Origin of the sequence: Rhizobium sp. AB2/73, from assembly GCF_020871915.1 — a bacterium.
In the GTDB taxonomy this organism is placed as follows: domain Bacteria; phylum Pseudomonadota; class Alphaproteobacteria; order Rhizobiales; family Rhizobiaceae; genus Rhizobium; species Rhizobium dioscoreae.
Window position 1 is genome coordinate 63692 of the sequence record NZ_CP067072.1, and the last position, 23710, is coordinate 87401.

Annotated in this window: 21 protein-coding genes; 8 read left to right on the forward strand and 13 right to left on the reverse strand. The window is 60.1% G+C overall.

Annotated elements, in window-relative coordinates; all coding sequences use genetic code 11:
- Positions 1 to 28: 28 nt before the first annotated feature.
- The 9 genes from I8E17_RS20010 to I8E17_RS20050 all read right to left on the reverse strand — a co-directional run bounded on the left by I8E17_RS20010 (position 29) and on the right by I8E17_RS20050 (position 9715).
- Complete coding sequence (locus I8E17_RS20010) at positions 29 to 1426, reverse strand: amidohydrolase family protein (RefSeq protein WP_069610243.1); 1398 nt, start codon at positions 1424 to 1426, stop codon at positions 29 to 31.
- A gap of 7 nt (positions 1427 to 1433) precedes the next feature.
- The gene (locus tag I8E17_RS20015) at positions 1434 to 2357 is read right to left on the reverse strand and encodes a LysR family transcriptional regulator (protein WP_069610244.1); all 924 of its coding nucleotides are present in this window, start codon (positions 2355 to 2357) and stop codon (positions 1434 to 1436) included.
- Positions 2358 to 2392: 35 nt separating this feature from the next.
- Complete coding sequence (locus tag I8E17_RS20020) at positions 2393 to 3169, reverse strand: enoyl-CoA hydratase-related protein (RefSeq protein WP_069610245.1); 777 nt, start codon at positions 3167 to 3169, stop codon at positions 2393 to 2395.
- Positions 3166 to 4323 carry a CaiB/BaiF CoA-transferase family protein gene (locus I8E17_RS20025; RefSeq protein ID WP_069610246.1) on the reverse strand — a complete coding sequence of 386 codons (1158 nt, stop codon included), beginning with the start codon at positions 4321 to 4323 and terminating at the stop codon, positions 3166 to 3168. Before I8E17_RS20025 ends, I8E17_RS20020 begins: the two co-directional genes overlap by 4 nt.
- On the reverse strand, positions 4320 to 5678 hold the full coding sequence (locus I8E17_RS20030; RefSeq protein WP_069610247.1) for an FAD-dependent oxidoreductase: 1359 nt from the start codon (positions 5676 to 5678) through the stop codon (positions 4320 to 4322). The genes I8E17_RS20025 and I8E17_RS20030 overlap by 4 nt, the downstream gene beginning before the upstream one ends.
- Before the next feature lie 27 nt (positions 5679 to 5705).
- Positions 5706 to 6539 carry an ABC transporter permease gene (locus I8E17_RS20035; protein ID WP_069610248.1) on the reverse strand — a complete coding sequence of 278 codons (834 nt, stop codon included), beginning with the start codon at positions 6537 to 6539 and terminating at the stop codon, positions 5706 to 5708.
- Positions 6536 to 7348, reverse strand: coding sequence for an ABC transporter ATP-binding protein (locus tag I8E17_RS20040; protein WP_069610460.1), 813 nt, complete (start codon positions 7346 to 7348; stop codon positions 6536 to 6538). The genes I8E17_RS20035 and I8E17_RS20040 overlap by 4 nt, the downstream gene beginning before the upstream one ends.
- Before the next feature lie 8 nt (positions 7349 to 7356).
- Positions 7357 to 8391 carry an ABC transporter substrate-binding protein gene (locus I8E17_RS20045; protein ID WP_069610249.1) on the reverse strand — a complete coding sequence of 345 codons (1035 nt, stop codon included), beginning with the start codon at positions 8389 to 8391 and terminating at the stop codon, positions 7357 to 7359.
- Between the two features lie 235 nt (positions 8392 to 8626).
- Complete coding sequence (locus I8E17_RS20050; protein WP_083258022.1) at positions 8627 to 9715, reverse strand: DJ-1/PfpI family protein; 1089 nt, start codon at positions 9713 to 9715, stop codon at positions 8627 to 8629.
- Positions 9716 to 9777: 62 nt separating this feature from the next.
- Between I8E17_RS20050 and I8E17_RS20055 the strand changes: the two genes are divergently transcribed.
- A complete protein-coding gene (locus tag I8E17_RS20055; protein ID WP_229002169.1) occupies positions 9778 to 10809 on the forward strand; it encodes a helix-turn-helix domain-containing protein in 1032 nt (343 codons plus the stop codon).
- 1 nt (position 10810) lies between these two features.
- On the opposite strand, the gene I8E17_RS20060 is transcribed toward I8E17_RS20055, so the two are convergent.
- Positions 10811 to 11845 carry an ABC transporter permease gene (locus I8E17_RS20060; protein WP_069610250.1) on the reverse strand — a complete coding sequence of 345 codons (1035 nt, stop codon included), beginning with the start codon at positions 11843 to 11845 and terminating at the stop codon, positions 10811 to 10813.
- Positions 11845 to 13326, reverse strand: coding sequence for a sugar ABC transporter ATP-binding protein (locus tag I8E17_RS20065; protein WP_069610251.1), 1482 nt, complete (start codon positions 13324 to 13326; stop codon positions 11845 to 11847). Before I8E17_RS20065 ends, I8E17_RS20060 begins: the two co-directional genes overlap by 1 nt.
- A gap of 331 nt (positions 13327 to 13657) precedes the next feature.
- Between I8E17_RS20065 and I8E17_RS20070 the strand changes: the two genes are divergently transcribed.
- Entirely contained in the window at positions 13658 to 13807 is a 150-nt protein-coding gene (locus tag I8E17_RS20070; protein ID WP_162711908.1) for a hypothetical protein, read from the forward strand.
- Between the two features lie 80 nt (positions 13808 to 13887).
- On the opposite strand, the gene I8E17_RS20075 is transcribed toward I8E17_RS20070, so the two are convergent.
- Both I8E17_RS20075 and I8E17_RS20080 read right to left on the reverse strand, forming a co-directional pair.
- Positions 13888 to 15771, reverse strand: coding sequence for an MFS transporter (locus I8E17_RS20075; protein WP_069610252.1), 1884 nt, complete (start codon positions 15769 to 15771; stop codon positions 13888 to 13890).
- Between the two features lie 371 nt (positions 15772 to 16142).
- The gene (locus I8E17_RS20080; protein WP_069610253.1) at positions 16143 to 17342 is read right to left on the reverse strand and encodes an MFS transporter; all 1200 of its coding nucleotides are present in this window, start codon (positions 17340 to 17342) and stop codon (positions 16143 to 16145) included.
- A 407-nt stretch (positions 17343 to 17749) separates the two neighbouring features.
- Between I8E17_RS20080 and I8E17_RS20085 the strand changes: the two genes are divergently transcribed.
- The 6 genes from I8E17_RS20085 to I8E17_RS20110 all read left to right on the forward strand — a co-directional run bounded on the left by I8E17_RS20085 (position 17750) and on the right by I8E17_RS20110 (position 23700).
- A complete protein-coding gene (locus I8E17_RS20085; RefSeq protein ID WP_113366211.1) occupies positions 17750 to 19309 on the forward strand; it encodes a DUF4070 domain-containing protein in 1560 nt (519 codons plus the stop codon).
- A gap of 458 nt (positions 19310 to 19767) precedes the next feature.
- On the forward strand, positions 19768 to 20010 hold the full coding sequence (locus I8E17_RS20090; protein ID WP_069610256.1) for a DUF1127 domain-containing protein: 243 nt from the start codon (positions 19768 to 19770) through the stop codon (positions 20008 to 20010).
- Positions 20011 to 20367: 357 nt separating this feature from the next.
- On the forward strand, positions 20368 to 21042 hold the full coding sequence (locus I8E17_RS20095; protein ID WP_069610463.1) for a response regulator transcription factor: 675 nt from the start codon (positions 20368 to 20370) through the stop codon (positions 21040 to 21042).
- Positions 21039 to 22394 (forward strand): HAMP domain-containing sensor histidine kinase, encoded by a 1356-nt coding sequence (locus I8E17_RS20100; protein WP_069610258.1) that lies wholly within the window; start codon positions 21039 to 21041, stop codon positions 22392 to 22394. Before I8E17_RS20095 ends, I8E17_RS20100 begins: the two co-directional genes overlap by 4 nt.
- Before the next feature lie 95 nt (positions 22395 to 22489).
- The gene (locus I8E17_RS20105; RefSeq protein ID WP_069610259.1) at positions 22490 to 23083 is read left to right on the forward strand and encodes a methyltransferase domain-containing protein; all 594 of its coding nucleotides are present in this window, start codon (positions 22490 to 22492) and stop codon (positions 23081 to 23083) included.
- The gene (locus tag I8E17_RS20110; protein ID WP_069610260.1) at positions 23080 to 23700 is read left to right on the forward strand and encodes a DedA family protein; all 621 of its coding nucleotides are present in this window, start codon (positions 23080 to 23082) and stop codon (positions 23698 to 23700) included. Before I8E17_RS20105 ends, I8E17_RS20110 begins: the two co-directional genes overlap by 4 nt.
- The last annotated feature ends 10 nt before the right edge of the window (positions 23701 to 23710 follow it).

Sequence of the window (23710 nt, forward strand, 5' to 3'; positions counted from 1 at the left end):
TGGGCAGTGGTTGTTGCCTCTCGCGATATCAGGAAATGCCGGGCCAACTCGCATAATAGGCGCGCGTCGCTTCTGACAATGCGTTGACGAGAGGCCGTTGCCTCTCAAGTCTCGGCAGATCGGCTCTTGCCTGCGCCAGGAGCTCGGCAAGGGCAGCATCGAAGTCGACGCCTGTCAGTTCGCCTCCGCGCATCACCTCGCGGCCAGCCACGACAAGTCCGCTGGCATATTGCGCGCTCATGCGCGTCAACAAGACCTCCGCCTCGTCGACATCATCGAACAGCGCATCGGCGATGAGGGCTTTGTAGTCGATGATCGTAAAGTCTTCCGCACTCCTGGCATTAATGACCTGCCTCCCAACCCGGATTGCTGCGTCGAAGACATTCTCGGCCGTCAACCGTCGTATCAGGTTACGTCCGCCATGCAGCAGATAAAGGAGACGCATTTCCCGCCATAGATCCTGATCGTCATCCAGCCCTGTGCCATCGAGGCCGATGGCGAAGGCGGGACCGCCGAGTTCGGTCATGGATGCGATCGGAGCGATGCCGGAGCGAAGGCGAAGATTGGCTGAGGGATTGCTGACGAGCTGCACGCCGCGCTCGGCAAGCAGTTCAAGTTCATCGGGGCGCAATTGGACGCCATGGGCGATGGCGAGCCGTGGCGACAGGAAGCCTATTTTGTCGAGATAGTTGGCAATGCCCTCGGGAAAGCGGCGGTCCAGCCATAGACGCTGGCGGGGACTCTCGAGCAGATGCATGTGTATGCGTCGATTATGATGCGCGGAAGCCTCCGCAATCGCCTCCAGAAGCGCGTTCGAGCACCATTGCGGCCCGATCGGCCCATACTGCACATCGACCAGCGGGCTGGTGTTGGCCGCAGCAACCGCCTCAACGGCTGCAAGTTGGGCAGAGATCGGAGCGTAGGCCGGGACGGTCGGCTCCAACGCCTGCCAATCACCTGTGGACAGAAACGGCTTCAGCCGTTGCGGCCCGCCATCATAGGCCCAGGCATCATAGTCGAGCAGCGGGCAGGAAAGCGCAAGTCGAATGCCGATATCGTTGGCGGCCCGTATGACGGCGTTTGCCTCATCGACCAGACGATCGACATTGAGCGAGTTGTGGCAGTGCATCGTCGCGCCGACGCCGGTTTTGGCCAGCCGGCCGAAGGCGACAAGCGCCTCGAGATAAGGATCGGTGCGCGGCCGCAGCCTCAAGCCCGGTATCCACACCTCAAGTGCGTCGTCGGCCGAGCCAAAATCAAGTGTGCGGATGCCATAGCCATGATCATGGGCGTTGACGGGCGAGGGGAGGATGAGGCCGCCGGGCAGCGCAGTCGCAGCGTTGAACTGCAATGGCAGGTCTGTCAATCTGTCGAAGCGCGTGGCCGGGTCGTAGCCAGGGCATTTTAGCAGGCGGATCGTTTTCATACTTTTCTCATCTGCTGACGATGGCTCTCAAATCCTCGCCGAACCTGCGCAACTCGGTATTAAGCAGCTCGATGACCGCTTGGCTAGCATGAGTTAAATGCCGATCGCGGGGGACGAAAACAGCGATATCGACGGTGCTGAGCTTGAAGTCCCGAATCGGAATGGCAACGATCTCGCCCGTCTGGATTTCCGGCCAGAGTCCAACCGGGGTAAAGAAACCAATGCCGTCTCCCGACATGATTAATGGTTTGAGGAGGATTGGATTGTTGGATGCGACCAACGTTCGCCCCACACGATTAAGCCCCGCAAGCTCGACCGCTATCGCCGAACTGACGACTTCGCTGTCGAGCGCCAGAAGCAGCTTATATTGCGCGCATTCCGGCAGCGTCACCGATTTCGCCCTAGCCAGTGGATGCGATGAAGCGACCATGGCCATGAAGGCTGTGCGGATCGACCCCACAAGCTTCAGGTCATGTGGGGTCGCAAGGTCAAAGCTGATGCCGATATCAATATCGCCCGCCGCCATGAAATGGAAAATATTGTTGTAGGCTCCCGCTCGGACGCGAAAGTCGACCGCAGGATGCAGCTTATGAAACCTCTTAATGAAATCAGGAAGAAACGTGACGAGCAGGCTGTCGAGGGCGGCGATATGGACGCGGCCCGTATTCTTTCCCTGAAGGTCACCGAGATTGGACTTCATTACCTCGAAGTCCTGCAGCGTCTCCTTGGCGTGGCGCAGCACGATTTCGCCGGCCGATGTCAGCCGTAAACCGTCGGAAAAGCGCTCGAACAGCGGCGTTCCAAGCTCGTCTTCGAGCTTCTTGATCTGGCGGCTGACGGCGGAGGTTGCCACATGCAGCTCTTCGGACGCCTTGCGAATGGATCCAGAGCGTGCGACCTCGGTGAAATATTTCAGGATGCTGGCATGCATAGAAAGCCCTCGGCAATCTTGAAGCTATAGCATGCCTATCTGCCGCGCCAAACGGGCGCACGCTTCTCGCGGAAGGCCGCTACACCCTCCATCGCATCCTCGCTTTTCAGCGCCTTGATGAGCGCCGGCGTCCGCAGCGCCTGTGCCTCGGCCGGGCTCAAATGGGCGGTGCGATTGACCGTCTGCTTGATCGCCCGCAGCGACAGCGGCGCGCAGGCGACGATGTCGGCGACCCAGCGATCGACAGCAGCATCGAGTTCGCCAGCCGATACGACTTCGTTGACGACACCATAGCTTGCCATTTCGTGGGCGCCGAACTGACGTCCCGTCAGCATCACGGCCATGGCGCGGTTGAACGGGATTTTGCGCTGGAGCAGCACCATGCCGCCATCGAGCGGCATGCGGCCGACGCGCGCTTCCGGCAGGCCGAAGCGTGCCGTCTCCACCGCAATGACGATATCGCAGCCGAGCACCATCTCGAAGCCGCCGCCCAGCGCGTAGCCGTTGACGCGGGCGATGACGGGCACGTCGAGCGAGCGGCGGAACGCGAGGCCGCCAAAGCCGTTTTCCCGGCCGACGGTCCAATAATCGACGCCGGAACTGCCGCTGCCGCCCTTGAGGTCGGCGCCTGCGCAAAAAGCCTTTTCGCCTGAGCCTGTCAGGACGACGCAGCTGATATCGTCGCGCTTCTCGATCTCCGCCCAGATCGACTCAAGTTCGGCTTCCGTCTCGGCATCGACTGCGTTCATCCGGTCGGGCCGGTCCAGCGTGACGCGGGCGACGCGATCTCCTACGGCGAAGGAGACGCTCATGCTGCATCTCCCTGCACCTCGGAAAGCGAAGCCAGAATTTCGTCATTGTGCTGACCGAGCTGCGGCGGAGAAATTCGCACGGTCACCTGCGCGGCTGACATGTCGATCGGCGAGCCGATCAGACGGATGGGACCGGCTGCGGTCTCGCCTGCCTCGAGGATCATCTTGTTGATGATCGTCTGCTCGTCCTTCAGCGCCTCGGGGAGTGAACGCACCGGGGCGCAGAGGATGTCGACTCCTTCCAGCCGTGCAATCCAGTGCGCGGTGCTGTTCTTGGCGAAGTTGTCGCGGAAGATCGCCTGCAATTCCGGCCGCCGCGCCATCTGGGCATCGAAATCCTTGTAGTGCGGATATTGCGAGAGGTCCTCGATCTCCAACGCCTCGCAGATGTCGCGCAAGGGGTTCGGCTTGAAGGCACCGACCATAACGATCGCGCTGTCCGTTGTCTCGAAAACACCCGTCAGCGGAAAGGCGCCCCAGTTCAGATCCTTCTGCCGCATCAGATGCGTCGTGCCCTCCTGCATCTGCATGGCGATCATGGAGTTGTAGAGGCTGACGGCGACCTGTTGGCCTTCGCCGGTCTTGTCGCGTTGCAGCAGGGCAAGCAGGATGCCCTGGACGAGATGCATGCCGGCCGAGTAATCGGCAAGCGGCGTGGCATAGATCGAGGTCGGGTGGCTATTGTCCGACTTGCGGCGCATGACGCCGGAGACGGCCTGCGCCAGCACATCCTGACCGCCTTTATGCTGATAGGGGCCGGTCAGCCCGAAACCCGTGCCGACGGCATAGATCAGGCACGGATTGATCTTCTTGAGATCCTCATAGCCAAAACCCATGCGCTCCATGACGCCCGGCCGGAAGTTGTTGACGACCACGTCGGCAGTCTCAAGCAGCGCCTGGACGGTTTTGCGGGCGCCGGCATCCTTCAGATCGAGCGCCAGGCTCTTCTTGTTGCGGTTCAAGGAGCAAAAGACCGGATTGTTGAGCCCGTCCGGATCGGAGCCCAGCGACCAACGCGAGAGATCGCCGATCTTGACCTTCTCGATCTTGATGACTTCGGCGCCATAGTCGGCCAAAACCTGCGTGCAGGAAGGGCCGAGCATGACCTGCGTGAAATCGATCACGCGGATTCCGTCGAGTGGCAAAGTCGTCATTCTGCAGCCTCCAAATATGTCGCGTTCTCCGAGGGAATGTCGCCTGGATCGGCTCCCTGAGCCCGCATCTGCTTCTGAATTGCCCGAATATCGGCCTTGCGAACGGTCGTTCCGGCATTGAGGGCAACCGTTGCTGCGACACCCGCCGCTTCGCCCATCGCCATGCAGGGCGGGATCTCGCGGCTGGATTTCTGTGCCTGCGGCGTTGCCGAATAATGCCGGCCGGCAACGATCAGCTGATCGACCTCCCTGGGCAGCATGGCGCGGTACGGCGTGTAGTAATCGCGGCCGCGGCAGACCGTGTCCGCAAAATGGCGGCGGGTCATGACGTCGTCCTTCGTCACGACATAATCTCCCTGCAACAGCCGTGTCTGGCGCACGCCGGTCTGCGGCGCGAAATCGACGACATAGGCGTTCTCGAAGCCGGGCATTTTTTCCCGCGCGAAATCGAGCAGCTTTGCGATCCGCGAGCGGCCTTCCATCTCCGCCTTGGTCAGGTCGTCGACCTTCAGACCACTCAGCGTCGGCATATGCGGGCAGTTCAGCCAGACGACGCCCGGCAGCGGCGTCTTCAGCCACCAGAAGGACCAGCAACCGCCGATCAGCCGCTTGGCTTCGTGATCGAGCGCCTTGAAGGCTTCCGGCTCCTGCCGTTCGAAACGCTCCGCCGCTTCCGTATCGACGCCACCCCAGCGCGAGACCGTCGTCAGGATGAAGTTGGATTCGACATGGGAAGCCCCCGCGCTTGCAGCGACATCGAGATCGCCCGTCGTGTCGATGACGACATCGCCGAGGATTGCCTGCATACCTTCCTTGGTCTGGCAGATGACGCCCTTGATTGCGCCACCTTCGACGATCGCCGAGGAGAACCAGCTATGGGTCCTGAGCTTGATCTTCGCTTCGGCGATCATGTCATAGGCGGCGCGCTTGAAGGCGTCGGGATCGAAGGCGGCCGAAAAACAGATCGGATGCGGCATCGACTGGGTGTGGAAGTCGAAAAGGCCCCAGCGCGCCCAGCGCTGCCAGGCCTCCGGCGTATCGCGGAATTCGATCAGGCGATCGCGATCGGTCGGGGTCACGCAGAGTCCCCAGCGCTTCATACGCTCGATCATCTCCATGCAAATGCCGCGCACGGTGATTTCGAGCTCGTTGATCATGTCGTCGAGCACGAGCACCATGCCGCCGGCGGCAAGTCCGCCGACATAGGGATAACGTTCGAGAAGCGTGACGCTGGCGCCGTTACGTGCGGCCGAGATGGCAGCGGCAATCCCTGCCGGGCCACCGCCGACCACAACCACATCGGAGCGATCGACGACACGGATATCCCGTGCAGGCTGGTGAATAACCTGTTCCATTGGTGTTCCCTCGATGTTTTCTAAGCTTTAATGCTGTCCCGCCGGCTTCCAGCGGATCATCTTCGCCTCGGCGACCGAGACGATGAAGAAGAGGATCACGGCCAGCAGCGCGGCAATGACAACCGTCGCGTAAAGCAGCGGCGAGCGGAAATTGTAGGTCGCCTCGATGATGAGTGCGCCAAGCCCGAAGCTGGAACCGATCCATTCCGCGACGATCGCGCCCATGACACTGCTCGTTGCCGCAATTTTTAGTGCGGCGAACAGAAATGGCAGCGAGCTTGGCAGACGGACCTTCCAGAGGATCTCCGAATTGCTGGCCGAAAGCACTCGCATCAGGTCGAGCATTGCGGGGCTGGCGGAGCGTAGCCCCTGCACCATGTTGACCAGCGTCGGGAAGAAGCAGATGAGGCCGGCGATGATGATCTTTGGAGCGATGCCATTGCCGAAGATCAGGACTAGGATCGGCGCAAGCGCGATGATCGGGATCGCCTTGACGAAGACGGCGATCGGATAGAAGGCCTTCTCAGCCATCGTGCTGTGGACGAACCAGATCGCCAGCAGTATGGCGACGAGATTGCCGAAGACGAAACCGAGAACGGCCTCGAGCACGGTTGGCAGGAAGTTTCGCGTCAGCGTCGCGGCATTGTCGCGAAAGGCAGAGAGCACATCGAGCGGGCTTGGCGCCATGAAGGTCGGGATCTTGAAGATCCAAATGACCGCCTGCCAGAGCACGATGCAGCCGAGTGCCGCAAGAATCGCCGGCATATGCGAGGAGAGAACACCGACGGTTGCGTCAAGGATGGCGACCTTACGCGGCGCCTTGGCGATGTGGCTGATGTCGGAGTGCACGGCGTTGCTCATATGCATTCCTCCAGCAGCGCGCGCAGATGCGCGGTCACTTTGATGAAGTCGACCGTGTCACGCATCGCAAGGGCGCGGGGATAGGGAAGATCGACCTTCATGAATTCTTTCACCCGGCCGGGGTGGGCCTGCAGCATCAGCACGTGCTGACCGAGGAAGACCGCCTCCGGAATGGAATGGGTGACGAAAACGATGGTCGTGCCCGTTTCGCGCCAGATGCGGAGCAGTTCCTCATTGAGCTTGTCGCGGGTGATTTCATCCAGAGCGCCGAAGGGCTCGTCCATCAGCAGGATACGTGGCTTTGTTATCAGGGCGCGGGCGATGGCGACCCGCTGGCGCATGCCGCCGGACAATTCGTGCGGCAGGGCATTTTCGCGACCTTTGAGGCCGACGAGAGCGAGCAGCTCCATGGGATCGGCGTAGGAGCTTTTGTCGTGCCTGCCGACTTCCAGCGGCAGGCGGACATTGTCGATGACGCTCCGCCACGGCAAAAGCGTTGCCTCCTGGAAGACGAAGGCAAAATCGCGACCCTGGCGCGCCTCTCGTGGCGGTCTGCCGAAAACCGAAACCGAACCGTCGCTGATGTCAACGAGATCGGCGATGCAGCGCAGCAAGGTCGACTTGCCGCATCCGGACGGCCCGAGCATGGTGACGAACGATTCTTCCGCAATATCGACGGAGACCTTGGACAGAGCAGTGAACTCGTTGCCCTTGTCGCCGAAGCGAATATCGAGATCGCGAATGGAAACGGCAAGCCTTGACGTTTCGACGACCGGTAGCGGCTGCTGCTGGATGGTGGCGGCGCTCATCATGGCAATCATCCGATCTGCTTGCGGATATCGGTCGTCGCGTCGAGGATCGCCATGGTGGCGACGTCATCGACGGTCGGTATTTCTCCCGTAAACTGCTTGAGATCGGCGTAAGCCTTGATCTGTGCTGCCCAATTGTCCTTGTTCATCGCGCCCCAGCCGGTCTGCTTGGTGCTATCGCCGAAGGAGAAATCGATGACCGGGTGGACGGCTTCAAGCTCGCTGGCCTTGTCGAGATTGGGATAGGCATCGACCAGCATGTCGACGGCTTCTTCCGGATGGTCGCGGACGTAACCCCAACCTTTGGCGGCAGCCTTGGTGAAGCGCACCAGCACGTCGGAATGTTTGTCGAGCTGTTCGTCGGTCGTATAATATACGTTGGCGTAGAGCTGCAGGCCGGCATCCCAGAGCATCATGTCGACACGATCGTCGCCGAGCACCTTCAGCGCATTGGTGTTCGTGACCCAGCCGGTGACGGCATCGGCCTGGCCGGTCATCAGCTGGTTCATGTCGGAGCCCATGTTGACCATCTTCACCTTGTCTTCCGGAATGCCGTTTTTGGCGAGGAGCGCGCGCAGCAGGATAAAGGCGGTCGGCTGGGTGGCGATCGTCTTGCCGATCATGTCCTTCGGCTCGCGGATCGGCGCCTTTTTCAGCGAGAAATATGTAAAGGGATGCTTACGGTATCCTGCCAGAAACGCCTTGACCGGCATGCCGGCCGAGCGCGCGAGCATGACGGACGGGCTGGAGGAAATCTGCCCGATGGTGGATTGGCCTGCCGCAACGCCGGCAACGCCATCGACATTCGGGCCGCCGGGGACGATGGTGAGATTGATGCCCTGCTCGGTGAAAAAGCCCTTCTTCTGTGCCGCGACTTCGCCGATGAGTCCGTTGGAAGCAAGCCAGCCGAGCTGCATGCGCACTTCGGCAACATCGGCGGCCTTGCCGGCACGGATGCCGACGAAGGTCTGGGTCGCAGCAAGACCCCCGACCAAGGCGGCATTGGATAGGAAACGGCGACGATCCATCATGAATTGAGACATGCTGATAGTTCCCCTGTTGATTGGGCGATCGGACTTTTCGTCTCGTTATTCACCAATGCCGGGGATGATGAGGGAATTCAGCGTTCTAATAAAGAACAATTATGCGCACTATCGATTGCCGAAAAGGCAACGGTAAAGGTGGCGCAAGTCATGCCTTAGCTGCGGTGTTCATCACGAGAGCGCAGCCGTCGACCACCGCCGAACTTTGCGAGATCGGTGGTGGATAATGATGGAATCAATGCTGTATGGGATATTCGAGCTGCAGCGCGACGATATCAGATGTTCGCGCACCATACCGCGCGGTAATTTCGAACAGCGTCTGATCCAGCGCCTGCGCGGGCGGGCGCGCGGGAACCGTCACGACCGAGGCATCGGTATGGGTTGAAAGGTCCGGCACAAGCAGGAGACCGCTGCGCGAACGGATGGATTGGGCCGGCTCCGCAATGACAGCCTTCGAACGATAGGTTCTCGACCACGCATCCGCCGTCAGCGCCAAAGCGATTTCATCGAAACCGTCCTGCGCGGGCAGGCGGATGATCTCGTGGTCCCAGAAGGCAAGGGTGTTGCCGACAAAGCGCCAGAGGCGGCTCGCTGTCATGTGAAACGGTGCGGAATCATGCGCGCTGCTCCAATCGATGACACCCAGCCGGGTGGCAGCTAAGCGCGCCTTCTGCGCGCCAGCAATGGCCTCCACCAGAGTTAGGGAAGCGGGGATCGATGCCGTGACGCCCGCGGTGCTCATGACATTACCGTCGACGATGTAACGCCGGTTATGAACCCACTCTGTCCGCGGAAAGGTACGGCGGATTTCGTCGAAGGCGTACCAATGGGTGGTGGCGCGCTTGCCGTCGAATACGCCGGCCCTTGCCGCAAGCCAGGCGCCCTCACAGATCGAAACGACCATCGCGCCCTTCGATGATTGCTCGCGAATCCAGGCAATGACGTTGCGGCTTCTGTTATCATGCATGGCGGGGACGATGACGATATCGGCGCCTTCCGGATGCTCACGGTCAAAATCCCGCATTGTCGCGTCCGGCTTGATTTTCAGCGCCGGCATGAGATTCACGATGCCAGCCTGGGTCGAGACGATAACGACGTCGGCGACACCGGCACTGCGCAGGACGCCGTAGGGTATGACGAGATCGGTTGTCTCCGTGCCCCGGTTGTCGGCGGCGATCGCGATGAGGGGCCGTGTCCGTCCGGCTTTGAACGTCGGGAGCCGGATGGCATTTTCCGCAGCTATCGCAGGTCTCACGAAAGGGAAAACCGCAATGCAAAATACGAGCAGGGCGAGGAACAAGATTTTGGGGGAATGGCGATCCATGGCACGTGTCCAGATTTTTGATGTCATACCCTCGGAAATATTTGGTTCGCAGGCTGGCGAAAATGACAAAGATATCGCATTTTCCGCCAATGCAGGATTCTGGACATTCCCCTCGGCGCATCGTCGTTATCGGCTATGACGGTGTTCAGGCGCTCGATATCGTCGGACCCATGGAGGTCTTCGCGATGGCGAACCTTCATTTGCCCGAGGGTGCGCCGCCTTACGAAGTCGTGCTCGCGTCCCCGGCCGGTGGATCGGTGAAAAGCAGTTCCGCCGGCGGCCTTGTCTTCGGCGAGACCATGAGCCTTGAACAACTGCCCGCCGATCTCGATACGATCATCCTCTCCGGCGGCAGTGAGGATGGGCTTCGGCAGGTCATATTTCAGACGGACCTGCTTGCCTGGCTGCATTCGCGGGCGAAGCCTACCCGGCGCATGGCCAGCGTCTGCACCGGAGCCTTCATCCTCGCGGCCGGCGGCTTCCTCGATGGCAGACGAGCGACCACGCATTGGAATTCCTGTTCCCTTTTGAAGGAATTGCGGCCTCAGATCGAGGTCGAGCCCGACGCCATCTTTGTGGCGGAGCCGCCCGTCTTCACCTCAGCCGGCATTACGGCTGGCATCGATCTCTGTCTGGCGCTGGTCGAGGCCGATTGTGGTCCGAAGACCGCTCTTGCCGTTGCGCGACAGATGGTATTGTTCATGCGCCGGCCGGGCGGTCAGTCCCAGTTCAGCGCGGGTCTTGCCCTTCAGGCGAATGCGACACCGCGCTTGCGTCAGCTCCTGAGCGAGATCATCGACGATCCCATAGGGGATCTATCGGGACCTGCTCTTGCCAGTCGGGTTGGCATGACCGAGCGCACCTTTTCGCGCAGTTTCCGAAAGGAAACCGGAACAACGCCGGCGCAATTCGTCGAAGCTGCTCGGCTGGAGCGGGCAAAGGCGCTTCTCGAAAGTTCTGATTGGCCGCTGGCCCGCATCGCCGAGCGTTCGGGCTTTTCAAGCCTCGACACGCTGCATAGGGCCTTTCTCAAGAATCTTGCCATAACACCCGGCTTTTATCGGGCGCGCTTCGGTGCAAGAGTCGATCGCTAGGTCAGATTTTGCTGCGGCCGATCCCGTAGGTCAGCGCAAGCGCGCCGACGAGAACGGCACCCTTGATGAAATCCTGGGTATAATAGGGCGCATTCAGCATCGTCAGGCCGTTCAGAAGCACACCGACGAAGACCGCTCCGATCGTCGTGCCAAGAACGTTGGGGCGGCGCAGGCCAAGGACGGCAAAGCCGATGAGCGAGGCCGCTACGGAGTCCATCAGCAGCGATGCGCCGGAAGAGACGTCGCCGCGACCGACGCGGGCGGCAACGATGATGCCGCCGAGCGAAGCGAGAACGCCTGACAGCACATAGGCAAAGGTCTTCAGACGGGCGATATTGGCGCCGGCGAGCCTGGTCGCGGCTTCATTGCCGCCGGTTGCGTAAAGAAGCCGACCGAGGCGCGTACGCTCGGTCAGCACGAAAAGCACGAGCGCCACGACCAGCATCAGAATGACGGGAAAGGGAATGGTGCCGAACAGGCTTGAACGTCCTATCGTCAAAAAGGCGGGATCGACCTTGCCGATCGCCTTCGTCCCATCGGGAAGGATCAAACCCACCGAGATCGAGCGTCCGGCTGTCGGGATCAGCTGCAATCCCGTGAGCAGGAACATGGTGGAGAGGGTCGCGAGGAGATCCGGCACCTTCAGCCGAACGATCAGCAGAGAATTGACGAGCCCGACGATCGCGCCGAAGGCGAGCACCAGCGGCACGGTCTCATAGACATCGAGGTTCCATACGATCATGGCATAGCTGGCGGCCATGACACTGGAGGCAGCCACCGCGCCAACGGATAGATCGAAACCGCCGATGGCAAGCGTCACCGTCACGCCGGCACCGATGATGGCGACCACCGAAACCGCCTGCAGGATGCTCATCAGATTGTTAATGCTGATGAAGGCCGGCTGGGCGAAGCTGAAGATGATGATAAGGGCAATGAGGAGGAGAAATACAGCGCCTCGCCGCACGAATTCCTGCGGCGATATCGCATGGTTCGCCCGCCTGATCCGTTCGGGGATTTCCACGGTACCTTCACTCATCAGGCATATTCCTCGTTCTGCCGGCCGCCCGAGGCCGCATCAACGGCTTCTTTGAGACCATGATGTTCCATCACCAGCACCCGGTCGGCGACTTCGAGTGCCTCTTCCGGATCGGATGTGGCGATCAGCGTAGCGCGGTCGGTATGGGCGCGTATGGCCGCGATAATGTCCTGGCGGGCGCCGACATCGACCCCTTGAAAGGGCTCGTCGAGCAGCAGCAGGCGGCTTGGCTCGGCTTCCCAGCGCGCGAGCACGACCTTTTGCTGATTGCCGCCTGAAAGAGACCAGACGGACGCCTGGGGACCGGGGGCCTTTATGCCGAGGCGCCGGATGGCCCTTTCTCCCTCACGGCTCTCATGCCCGGAAAACAGGAAGCCCGACGGATACCAGCGTTTCAGGTGCGGTAGGCTGATCGTTGCCGCAATACTCTCTCCGGGCCAGTCCGATGGCATCAGAGAAGAGCGATGCCGGTCAGCGGCAGCCATGACCACGCCACGCGCGATTGCGTCCGCGGGCGAGCCGGGCTGAAATGCAATGCCATCCAGAAGCGCCGTGCCGGCGGCAAAGCGCTCGAGGCCGAAAAGCGTAGACAGAAGCCGGCTCTTGCCGGCGCCGAGAACGCCGGTAATGGCGACGACCTCGCCGGCATGAAGCCTGAGATCGACCGGCGGGCTGTCGGCAAACAGCTGTACGCCCTGAAGCTCCAGTATGGTCCGGTCGAATTGTTCACGGCGATGCGGGCGAGCCGCCTTCATGGAACGGCCGATCATGGTTTCGATGGCGGCGTCGAAGTCAATCGGGCGCGAGAAGGCACCGACGTTGCGGCCGCCGCGCAGAACAACCACGCGATCGGCGAGCGCATCGAGATCGGCCGTCCGGTGCGAGATATAGAGAATGCCCAGGCCGCGGGCCTTCAGCCGACGGACGATATCATAAAGCCGGCTCGCCTCGCGCGCAGACAGACTTGCGGTCGGCTCATCGAGGATCAGCAATTGCGCCTGATTGGAAAGGGCGCGCGCAATGGCGACCATCTGTCGGTCGGCAGTGCCGAGATTGCCGAAATCTCGATCGAGCGGCAAGTCGAAGCCGGCTTCAGAGAGGATCGCTTCTGCCTTCCGCCGCACTGAACGTTTCGACAGAAAGAAGGGCTGGCGTCCGTCAACATATTGGTTGAGCAGCAGCGCATCCGCGACCGAAAGGCCGGCGACCCCGACGACATCGGTCGATTGATGCACGGCAACGATGCCTCGCGCTGTTGCCTCGGCCGGACTTTCGGGGCGATAATCCGCGCCGTTCCATAGGACGATGCCTGAATCGGCGCGGTGAATACCCGACAGGATTTTGACCAGAGTCGACTTGCCGGCGCCATTCGCGCCCATCAGTGCGACGACCTCGCCGCGATCAACGGTTAGAGACGCTGCCGACAAAGCCTGTGTCGAGCCGAAAGCAAGCGAAAGATTTTGGGCATTCAGCAAGGTCATGGGCGTCGGTTCGATGATTGTCAGCGGTACTCGTAAGCCACTGGCGATCAATTAAAAGGACGACCCTTGCTTTGTTTATTTAATCTATAGAATAAATTTTTTCGGGCTCCGGTTCCCCTCCATATGGAGCTCATGGATGTGCTGCGAGACCGCGCGAGTCTTGCCGGCGCCTTTCGCAAGGGAGTTTAATTTGTCTGAAATTCCGAGGAGCCGGAAAACCCTTCCTTTAATCTACTAATTTTATAGACAATATAAAAACGTTAAGTATCAGTAATGCCGCGATAGCGAGGTGATCACGTCGCGCCTGCGGAAACATGCGCCAGGGGTTTTCATGGATACAGTCCTCTATCTCGCTTCTCTTGCAACGCGGCCAAGCCTTGCGGCAACGAAACGCGTCTGGTCGATCCTGCAGCATTTTCTGGCGGGCCTGATGGTCCTCTTTTCGCTTCTGGTGCTGCTGCACGCTGTTTGCGGAAGCTGAGATCCGCGCTTCCATCAGGAACTGACGAGAGAAAAGAAGAGGCCCGGCGTGCCACATCTGAACGCCGGGCCTTTATGCGGTTACTTGATGCTGTTCAGATCGACGCCCTTGGTTTCGCGAACGAAGATAAGGCCGATGACTAGCGTCATCGCAGCGATCGCGATCGGATACCACAGGCCATAATAGATATCGCCCGTGGCGGCGCTCATGGCGAAGACCGTTGCCGGCAGCAGGCCGCCGAACCAGCCATTGCCGATATGGTAGGGCAGGGACATACCGGTATAGCGGATGCGGGTCGGGAACATCTCAACCAGGATTGCGGCGATCGGGCCGTAGACCATCGTCACATAGATGACGAGGATGGTCAGGATGAGGATGGTCAGCGGCCAGTTGATGGCTGAGGGATCGGCAACCATCTTGAAGGCACCACCCTTGGGTATGGTGTAGACCGGCATATCGGTCGCGCCGCCAGCTTGATCCGCCGTCAGAAGCTTCGCCTTGATGAGATCCGCGACCGGAGTGACCGTCTTGTCGCCCGCCCGCACGGTTGCCGCATTGAGCCCGAGTTCCGGGTTTGCGGCGATGAAGGCATCCAGCTTGGCGTCCGGCACCTTGGCAGGATCGCGAGCCAGCGGGAAGCCGGCCTTCTGCAAGGCAAGGTTCATGTCATGCGTGAATGCCGCGCTCTTGGCCGCTGCACCGGCGCCTGCCGCGGTCGCATCGTAGGAGGTGACGGTCGCGTCGCCGACCTTGACCGTCGCCGGCTGCCCGGCTGCGCCTTCGACAATCGTATAGGGCACGGACGACTTCGCCAGGAAGGACGTGGCGATATCGCACGAATTGTTGAACTTGGCGGTGCCGACCGGATTGAACTGGAAGGTGCAATCGCCGGGAGCAGCCGTCACCGTGGCGCGGATGGTTTGCTCCGCTTGGGCGAGAGCGGGGTTTGCCGCATTGGTCAAAGCCTTGAACAGCGGGAAATAGGTGAGGATCGCCAGGGCAAGGCCCGCCATGATGATCGGCTTGCGGCCGATCTTGTCGGATAGCCAGCCGAAGAACACGAAGAAGCCGCTGCCGATCAGAAGCGCGATCGCGATCATGATGTTGACCGATTGGCCGTCGACCTTCAGCACGTTCTGCAGGAAGAACAGGGAGTAGAATTGGCCGGCATACCAGACGACCGCCTGACCGGCGGTAAGGCCGAGCAGCGCGATCAAGGCGATCCTCGCATTTTTCCATTGGCCGAAGGCCTCGGAGAGCGGTGCCTTGGAGCCCTTGCCTTCTTCCTTCATCTTCTTGAAGGCCGGCGATTCGCTGAGCGATAGCCGGATCCAGACGGAGATGGCGAGCAGAAGGCAGGAGAGAAGGAAGGGAATACGCCAGCCCCAAGCCGCGAAAGCCTCCTTGCCGAGAGCGTTCTGGACGATCAGGATGACGATCAGCGACAGGAACAGGCCGAGTGTTGCGGTCGTCTGGATCCAGGAGGTGTAATAGCCGCGTTTGTTGTCGGGCGCATGTTCGGCGACATAAGTTGCAGCGCCGCCATATTCGCCGCCAAGCGCCAGACCCTGCAGCAGGCGAAGGATGATCAGGATGACCGGCGCGGCGATGCCCCAGCTCGCCGCACCCGGGAGAACGCCGACTAGGAAGGTCGAAAGACCCATGATCAGGATCGTGACGAGGAAGGTGTATTTACGCCCGACAAGATCGCCGATGCGCCCGAAGACGAGGGCGCCGAACGGCCGAACGAGGAAGCCTGCGGCGAAGGCGAGCAGGGCGAAGATATTGCGGGTTGCTTCCGGATAGTCGCTGAAGAAGGCCGTGCCGATGAAGGCGGCCAGAGAACCGTAAAGATAGAAATCGTACCATTCGAACACGGTTCCGAGGGAGGAGGCGAAGATGACCTTCTTCTCCTCCCTGGTCATGCCTCGACTCGTCGTCTCGGCCACGGACGTGGATGCCATGAATCAATCCTCCCAATTGCACCAGGGACATGGTCAAAAGACCCGTGTCATGTCCCCCGTAATGACATTACGCAGGACTTTCCTGCCGATGGGCGCGGAAAGTCGCGCCAGTGAATGCTCTCCTGATTTCCTCCCCCAGGAGATCACGCACCTGATGCATATGTGAGTGTTGGCTAAAAATTGAAAATTGCAATGGCTGCAACCGCTGTTGCTCATGGAAATCTGTGTGTAAGCATCAAGAAATACGAATATGTCCTTCCTCAGCGTGGCGGCATGGGCTTGTCGCCGGGGAAAACGCCGCCGGGCGCGGTAAAATGTGATGCACCCCGGCAGGATTCGCAGAAGCGGACTCAGGCCGCTTCCAGCCTGTCTTATGCCGCCTGCAGTTGCAGGCGGCGCATTGGCGGAAAGGCAAGCGCGATGGCGGCAGCCCCCAACCCCACAAGGGACGAGCCGATGAAGAGCCAGGAATAATTGGCGAAGGTGTCGAAAATCCAGCCGCCGATCAAAGGCCCGGCGGCCATGCCGATGCTCGAGAGCATCGATGCCGCGCCAAAGACGGTGCCGATGACGCGCGGCCCGAAATATTCGCGCGCGAGCACGGCATAAAGCGGCATGACTCCGCCATAAGCGCTGCCGAAGATGACCGCCAAAGCATAGAACTCGCCGAGCTCGCTGACCAGCAGATAGGTAGCAAGTGCCGCCGCCTGCACGAGAAGGCCCGCAACCAGCACCGGCTTCACACCGAGCCTGTCCGCCAGCGTCCCGTAAAGAAGACGGCCGCCAAGACCCGCGAGGCCCTCGACGCTATAGATGCTGACCGCTGCCATCGGCCCCACGCCGCAGATGGTTGCGTAGCTGACCATATGGAAGATCGGCCCGGAATGGGCTGCGCAGCAGGCAAAGAAGGTCGCGCCCAGCACGAGGAATTGCGGGGAGCGGAAAATCCGGCCAAGGGGCAGGCTCTGCTCTTCCCTCTGCCCGCCCGAGGCGGTGGCTTCAGCAAGCACAGGTGCCCGCCGCACCAGCAGTGCCGCCGGTATCAGCAGAACCCAGGCCATGATGCCGATGATGAGCATGGCGAAACGCCAATCGTAAGCGGAAATCAGGTAACGGGCGAAGGGCGATACCGTCATCGGTGCAACGCCCATGCCGGCTGACACCAGCGATACCGCAAGACCTCTGCCCTCATCGAACCAGGCGGTCGTCGCCGCGATCATCGGTGCGAAGAAGGCACTGGCGGCAAGGCCGACGAGAGTACCGTAGGTCAGCTGGAACTGCAGAAGCGAGCCCGCCCGGCTTGCCAGGACAAGCGCCAGCCCAAGCAGCAATGCGCCGATCACCACCACGATGCGGATGCCGAAACGATCGCTTGCGGCACCCCAGGCAAAGGCGCCGAGGCCCATCGTCAGGAAATTCAACGTCATGGCGGCGGCAATACCGGCATGCGACCAGCCAGTATCGGCGGCGATAGGCACCTGAAAGATCGCCAGAGAAAACATCGCGCCGAGCGCAACACAGGTCATCAGCGCGCCGGCACCGACAATCACCCAACGATAGGACGAACTCATTCTGCAGCTCCCTTCATCCGGTTCGGCTCAGGCGCGAAAGATCGGATAATATCCTTTCGCGCCATGTCTGGAATAAAGACGATTGCGTCGGGACGATTTCGACATTGCCGCCGGAAAAATTTTTCGCGGCGCCGCAAACCATGTTTATGAGAATTTGCCGACGACATCGCGAGGAGGCAATGCCGCCGTCAGATACCGGCGCTACTCCGCGAATAAGCGACGACCGATCCACGGGCTCGTGGCAGCCGCGAATTTAATCTTGAGCTCATATAGGGCTGCTAAGACAGCCGCCTCGATGCTGGAAGACCCTGCTTCGCGGCCGTGAGGCCGGCGAATGCAGCTGCAAATGACATACAGGCTCAAAGCAATAGCGAACCAGATCTTCATGTCATGGAGCGGACTATTCAATGGCTCATATCGTCATCATCAATCCGCGTTTTGAAACCTCTTATTGGGGCATGGAGCACGCTCTGCCGCTGTTCGACGTGAAGGCCAACCTTCCGGTGGCCTGCCTGCCTTTGCTGGCGGCGCTGACGCCGGCGGAACATACCGTCACTCTGGTGGACGAGAATATCGAGCCGATAGACTACGGCCTTTGCGAGGAGGCCGATATCGTTGCGCTGACGGGCATGATCGTCCAGCGCTTCCGCATGACGGAAATCCTGACCGAGCTCAAACGGCGCAACTGTTTCACCGTTGTCGGCGGACCTTGGGTTACGGTCAAGGAGGATTATTTCGGCAATCTCGTCGATGTCTCGTTCATTGGCGAGGCGGAGGAGACCTGGCCGAAATTCCTGGCCGAATGGCAGGAGGGCCATCATGTTCGGCGCTATGAACAGGCTGACAAGACGGATATGAGCAAGGTGCCCGTGCCGCGCTTCGATCTCCTGAAGATGGACGAATATGCTGTCGGCAGCATCCAGTTTTCGCGCGGCTGTCCCTTCACCTGCGATTTTTGCGATATTATCGTCGTTTTCGGCCGCAAGCCGCGCGTCAAGACCAGTACGCAGATCATCGCCGAGATGGAGGCCCTGCTCGCCTCCGGGATGGATACGGCCTTCATCGTCGACGACAATCTGATCGGCAACAAGAAGGCGATCAAGGAGGTCCTGCGGGATGTCGTTGCCTGGCAGGGGCGCCATCATTACCCGATGACGTTCCTGACGGAGGCGTCGATCGATCTGGCTGACGACGCCGAACTGATGCAGCTGATGGTCGATGCCAATATCCGCGTCGTCTTCATCGGCATCGAAACGCCTAACGAGGAGGCGCTGCGCGAAACCAAGAAGCTGCAGAACCTGCGCAGGGGCGGGACGATGCTGGACAAGATCCACACGATCCAGCAGACCGGTATGGAAGTCTGGTGCGGCATGATCCTTGGCTTCGACAGCGACGATGCGACCATTTTCGATGCACAGCGGGTCTTCATCAGGGATGCGCGCATCGTCAACGCCATGATCGGCATGCTGGCGGCGATTCCGAAGACACCGCTTTATACGCGCCTCGCCAAGGAAGGCCGCCTCGACCACGACGATCCGCCCGCCTATGGCACCAATGTCATACCGCTCAATCTCTCGCGCGAAACCCTGCGGGATGGATATCTTTCGGTTCTAAGCGATCTGCACGAGCCGGCCGCCTATTTCGATCGGCTGGATGCGCTTTACATCGACGCGCGTATCGAACCGGAAAGTACCCGCTTACGCCACCTGCGCCGCCATCCACTGCGCCTGCTGGCACTCAACGCGACATGGGCATTCGAAGCTGTCGGGATTTTCCTCCGGTTGATGCGCCGAGTTAAGGAGGCTGATTTGCGCGCCACTTACCGCGCGCGGCTTTTCAATCTCCTGCGGCATCGGCGCTCTCCCGTCGTCCTGCAAATCTATGCCATCAAATGCGCCATGCACTACCACGCCCATATTATGGTGCAGCAGATGCGCACTGGCGGCGGTATCGTCAATTCATTCTGACGGGCTCAGTAAGTTCCGTTTGTCGTCAGGCCCGCCTTGCGGCCGCAGTCTAACATTTCGTTCGCCGACGATTATTCGACACCATCGTCACTGTTGCTTCGATGCAACATATTGTGCCGGATATTTGCAATTCGAAATTGTGGGGTTGTCGATTTGTGGATCTCGCGTACGATTACGCCATCCGCAAATCGAACAAGGAGGCGTGACATGCATAATTCACATATGTTTACCTACGTCTCCGGCGGAATGATGTCGATCGCCATGGTGTGTGCTGCACCAACCGCGCGGCGACTCTATAATTAAAGCTCAAAAGAGCTTTATTTGCCGCCGTTTAGGCGTTTCTCAATAAACCTATATGACTTGCCGAGCGTGTGATTTGGTGTGTCGTTGACGCATCGACTCCTGAAGCCGGTCAAGCTTCAAGAGGACCTGGTCGCGTGACTGCGCCAGGAATAGCGATGACTCGTTCACAATTTATAGTTGCCGAGAGTTTGACGGCGACGGTCGATGAACTGTACCAGAAATTCGGTGCGTGGAGGACTGCACGCGCCCTGCTGTTTGTTGTCTGGAAACGGCGGCAGACTTATGAGCAGGTATACGGATTATCGAATTATCAGCTCCGTGATATCGGCCTTCCAGAGCGTGAGGAAGGGCTGGATTATCGCAGCTTGCTGGCGTTGCATGTGAGCCGCCTTAAATGAGGTGGGTTTGATGCAGATGGATACTTTACGGCTCGTCCTTCTTGACCTTTGCTGGTTCGAGAATGGCGGGATGGCTGCGAAATTGCGACGGATGGGAAACCATTTATATGATGTGTTCACCGCTCCGTTCGCTGTAGCCTACCTATCAGCCGCCGCGTGGCGGATATCGCAGGGGGAGGCGATGCCTTCCCCTGCGACCTGAGTGGCGTCGAAAGCCGAAACTGACCGATATCTTTCTCACCGACAGCGTATCGGTCCGAATTCTCCAGTGAATGATGAAGTGTCGCCTGGAGTGGGTCGCAATCTTCCCGCAATCCGCATATGCAATGCAATCCTTACATTTTTGGGGATGATTCCTTGCGGATATTGTTGCTGGAAGACGAGCCGGAAATGGCTGCGGCGCTGAGCGCTGCGTTGCAGGCTCGCGATGCCGTCGTCGATCACGTTTCGATCCTGGCCGATGCCGAAGAGGCTGCGATCAATCTCCCTTATGATGTCATTCTTCTTGACCGGCAGGTGCCGGATGGCGACGGCTTGTCGATCATTCCGAAGCTAAGGGCCGCCGGCGTCAACACGCCCGTTATCGTGTTGACGGCACGCGGTGATCTCGACGACCGCATTGGCGGTCTTGATACCGGCGCCGACGATTATCTCGTCAAGCCCTTTGCCATGGAGGAGCTTCTGGCGCGACTGCGTGCCATTCTGCGTCGCCCGGGTGAGGTGCGCAGCGAGGTGCTGAATTTCGGCAGGCTGTCTTATGATTTCGGCTGTCATGACATCCTGATCGAGGGTGAACGGCTCGAATTGCCACGCCGGGAAGTTCTGGTCTTCGAGGCGCTTGCGCGTCGGCTTGGTCGCACGGTGTCGCGCCACGCTCTGGAGGAGGCTGTCTATGGGTTCAGCGAAGATATCCAGTCGAATACGCTGGATGCGCATATCTCCCGTCTTCGCCGCAAGCTTGCCTCGGTGGAGTCCGGGCTGGAGATTCATCCCGTTCGCGGCATTGGCTATCTGATGAGACTGAAATCATGAGCGGAGGCCAGCCTTCCTTGCGATGGCGTCTCGTATCGCGACTATCATTCCTGCAAGCGATCTTCCTGTCGCTGCTTGCGGTGCTCATCGTGGCTGCTCTTTGGGCGACCGGCAGTTTCATCTCTCTTCAGCCGGAAGACGAGACCATCGATGCCATCTCCCGGTCCCTTGGGCGCGATCAGAATGGGACCCTTATGCTGAAGGAGACGTCAGCGCTTTTGGCGCGGCGTGGGGATCTGCCGGGTCTCTGGTTCGTCGTTCGCGATCGCAGCGGCGCCACGATCAAGGACGGAAACGTACCCGCGGCCTATGCCGCGATCGGCGCTGCGCTCGACGGTGTCGGACAGGCCCGTTTCGGCGGCAATCTCGGCGGCAGCACCGTACCTGCCGCCCGGTTGCAATGGGTCTCGTCTCCCGCAGGCGAGGTCCAGGTTCTGACAGGTATGGACGGCAGCGTGTCGACGATCCGTGTTCTTGGCGCGGTCGGCATTGTCTTCTTCAGCGCTCTTCTGCCGCTGCTGATCGTCACGGCGATCGCAACCGTGATTGCCGCGCCGCTCGTGGTTCGCCGCGCTTTTTCTTCGCTCGATTCCGCCGTTGTCCGCGCCGGGCAGATCGATATCAATCGCCAGGGGATGCGGCTGCCGGTCGACGATGTTCCGCGCGAGATCCTGCCGCTTGTCGAAGCCGTCAATGATGCGCTGAGTCGGCTGGACGACGGCTATGAGCGGCAGAAGCGTCTGTTTTCCCATCTTGCCCATGAGTGGCGGACCCCGGTCGCGATCCTGCAGGCACGTCTCGATGGTCTGCCGGCAGGCCCTTTGAAGGAGCGGCTGTTTGAGGATACGGTGCGCCTTGCGACCCTTGCCGAGCAGTTCCTCGATCTTCAGCGCCTCAATCATCGCTTCGAACCGGCTTTGGTCGATCTCGTACAGGTCGCCGAACACGTCGTTTCGGAACTGGCGCCGCTCGCGATCGCTGCCAATTACGAACCCTGTTTCGTCAAGGATGAGGAGGCCGTGGAAGTCCTTGGCGATCGCATGGCCATCGAGCGGGCCGTCACCAACCTCGTGCAGAATGCGATCCAGCATGGCGGCCGCCGTGGCAGGATCACCGTCCATGTCGGCCGCGCCACCGGCATCACCGTAACCGACGAAGGAAACGGTGTCCCGCAAGAGGAGCGGGACCGCATCTTCGAACCGTTTCACCGCCTCCAGGGTCGCAGCAAAGGGTTCGGCCTCGGGCTGAACCTCGTCCAGGAGATTGCGAGGCTCCACGGCGGAAAGGTTTGCGTCATCGACGGACCGACGGGTGGTGCGTCTTTCCGATTGAGCTTTCCGATGGCCGGATAGCCCGTCGGCTCCGATGCAATGTTCTCGCAATCGGCTCGCTTTAGGAAAAGCCTGCCGCGCAGGCGAATCTCTTGAGCCCCTACTGGCGGGAACATATGTCAAACACATCACTATTCTTGCGAACTCTGCTGACCAATCCGCGCATGGTGGGAGCGATCGCCCCCTCCGGCCCGGTCCTGGCCAATCTGATTACAAGTGAAATTGGTCCTTCGGCGGGACCTATCCTTGAGCTCGGCCCGGGCACGGGAGTATTCACACGAGCCCTGCTCGCACGCGGCATATGCGAAAGCGATATTACGCTGATTGAATCCGCTGATAGTTTTGCCAGTCTGCTGCGACAGCGGTTTCCTGATGCCCGCGTCATCTGCGCCGATGCTGCGCGGCTTGATGCCTATGACTTGCCGGAGGAAGGAGAGCTGTTCGGCTGTGCGATCAGTGGATTGCCGCTACTTAATATGTCGCCGAAGACGGTCATTGCCATTCTTGCTGCGGTATCAGCGAGGCTGCGTGAGGGCGGGGCGCTCTATCAGTTCACCTATGGCCTGCGCTGTCCGATACCAAATCGCCTGCTCGACCGGTATGGCTTCAAGGCAACGCTGCAGGGCCAGGTGCTGCGCAACTTTCCGCCTGCCAGGGTCTATAAGATCGTCCGGCGCAGGCCGATAAAATCTCCGGCTGCCGCCACATGAGTGACTCCTCCTATATGTTGGATGTTCTGCCCGATCTGGCGGCCTGGGGACTGTTCGGCCTTGCATTGTGTTCCGCGATCGAGAAGCTTGTCCCCATCCTACCGTCGATCGCCCTGTTCTTGATGCTGGGCATGCTGGGTGTCGCCAAGCCACTTGATCTGCCTGCAGTGATCGCCGTTACCGCCGCCGGTTCAACGACAGGCTCGCTGTTCTGGTACGGAATGGGCCGTTGGCTGGGACCTGCGCGTGGCGATCTCTTCGTGCTGAGGATGACCCGGCGTCTGGATATCAAAGAAGAGTGGTATCTGCGCCTGAAACGCAATTATCATGGCCATCCCATACGGGCCACGCTCTTCGGTCAGCTTATACCTGTTGTTCGCGCCTATATGGCGTTGCCAGCAGGGGTGCTTGCCATACCGGCGCCAAGCTTTGCCATCGCGACATTCTGCGGCGCGTTGATTTGGAATACGCCGTTTCTGGTATCGGGTTATTTGTTGCGTCAACAGATATTGGCGCCAGATGCAGCAGCACCTGCCGCCGTCGCAGCAATCATCTTGGTCAATCTTCTGCTGCTTGCGCTGCTGCGATTTAACCGGCCAAGCCGCAGCGCGGCTTAGCCGGTCATCA

What these genes read in the sequence shown, in the direction of transcription:
- I8E17_RS20020 (WP_069610245.1), bottom strand. Translation starts at nt 3,169, where the DNA reads ATGAGCGTCTCCTTCGCCGTAGGAGATCGCGTCGCCCGCGTCACGCTG.
- I8E17_RS20070 (WP_162711908.1), top strand. Translation starts at nt 13,658, where the DNA reads ATGGATACAGTCCTCTATCTCGCTTCTCTTGCAACGCGGCCAAGCCTT.
- I8E17_RS20060 (WP_069610250.1), bottom strand. Translation starts at nt 11,845, where the DNA reads ATGAGTGAAGGTACCGTGGAAATCCCCGAACGGATCAGGCGGGCGAAC.
- I8E17_RS20065 (WP_069610251.1), bottom strand. Translation starts at nt 13,326, where the DNA reads ATGACCTTGCTGAATGCCCAAAATCTTTCGCTTGCTTTCGGCTCGACA.
- I8E17_RS20050 (WP_083258022.1), bottom strand. Translation starts at nt 9,715, where the DNA reads ATGGATCGCCATTCCCCCAAAATCTTGTTCCTCGCCCTGCTCGTATTT.
- I8E17_RS20085 (WP_113366211.1), top strand. Translation starts at nt 17,750, where the DNA reads ATGGCTCATATCGTCATCATCAATCCGCGTTTTGAAACCTCTTATTGG.
- I8E17_RS20010 (WP_069610243.1), bottom strand. Translation starts at nt 1,426, where the DNA reads ATGAAAACGATCCGCCTGCTAAAATGCCCTGGCTACGACCCGGCCACG.
- I8E17_RS20090 (WP_069610256.1), top strand. Translation starts at nt 19,768, where the DNA reads ATGACTCGTTCACAATTTATAGTTGCCGAGAGTTTGACGGCGACGGTC.
- I8E17_RS20100 (WP_069610258.1), top strand. Translation starts at nt 21,039, where the DNA reads ATGAGCGGAGGCCAGCCTTCCTTGCGATGGCGTCTCGTATCGCGACTA.
- I8E17_RS20040 (WP_069610460.1), bottom strand. Translation starts at nt 7,348, where the DNA reads ATGAGCGCCGCCACCATCCAGCAGCAGCCGCTACCGGTCGTCGAAACG.
- I8E17_RS20080 (WP_069610253.1), bottom strand. Translation starts at nt 17,342, where the DNA reads ATGAGTTCGTCCTATCGTTGGGTGATTGTCGGTGCCGGCGCGCTGATG.
- I8E17_RS20030 (WP_069610247.1), bottom strand. Translation starts at nt 5,678, where the DNA reads ATGGAACAGGTTATTCACCAGCCTGCACGGGATATCCGTGTCGTCGAT.
- I8E17_RS20045 (WP_069610249.1), bottom strand. Translation starts at nt 8,391, where the DNA reads ATGTCTCAATTCATGATGGATCGTCGCCGTTTCCTATCCAATGCCGCC.
- I8E17_RS20015 (WP_069610244.1), bottom strand. Translation starts at nt 2,357, where the DNA reads ATGCATGCCAGCATCCTGAAATATTTCACCGAGGTCGCACGCTCTGGA.
- I8E17_RS20105 (WP_069610259.1), top strand. Translation starts at nt 22,490, where the DNA reads ATGTCAAACACATCACTATTCTTGCGAACTCTGCTGACCAATCCGCGC.
- I8E17_RS20025 (WP_069610246.1), bottom strand. Translation starts at nt 4,323, where the DNA reads ATGACGACTTTGCCACTCGACGGAATCCGCGTGATCGATTTCACGCAG.
- I8E17_RS20055 (WP_229002169.1), top strand. Translation starts at nt 9,778, where the DNA reads ATGACAAAGATATCGCATTTTCCGCCAATGCAGGATTCTGGACATTCC.
- I8E17_RS20110 (WP_069610260.1), top strand. Translation starts at nt 23,080, where the DNA reads ATGAGTGACTCCTCCTATATGTTGGATGTTCTGCCCGATCTGGCGGCC.
- I8E17_RS20035 (WP_069610248.1), bottom strand. Translation starts at nt 6,539, where the DNA reads ATGAGCAACGCCGTGCACTCCGACATCAGCCACATCGCCAAGGCGCCG.
- I8E17_RS20075 (WP_069610252.1), bottom strand. Translation starts at nt 15,771, where the DNA reads ATGGCATCCACGTCCGTGGCCGAGACGACGAGTCGAGGCATGACCAGG.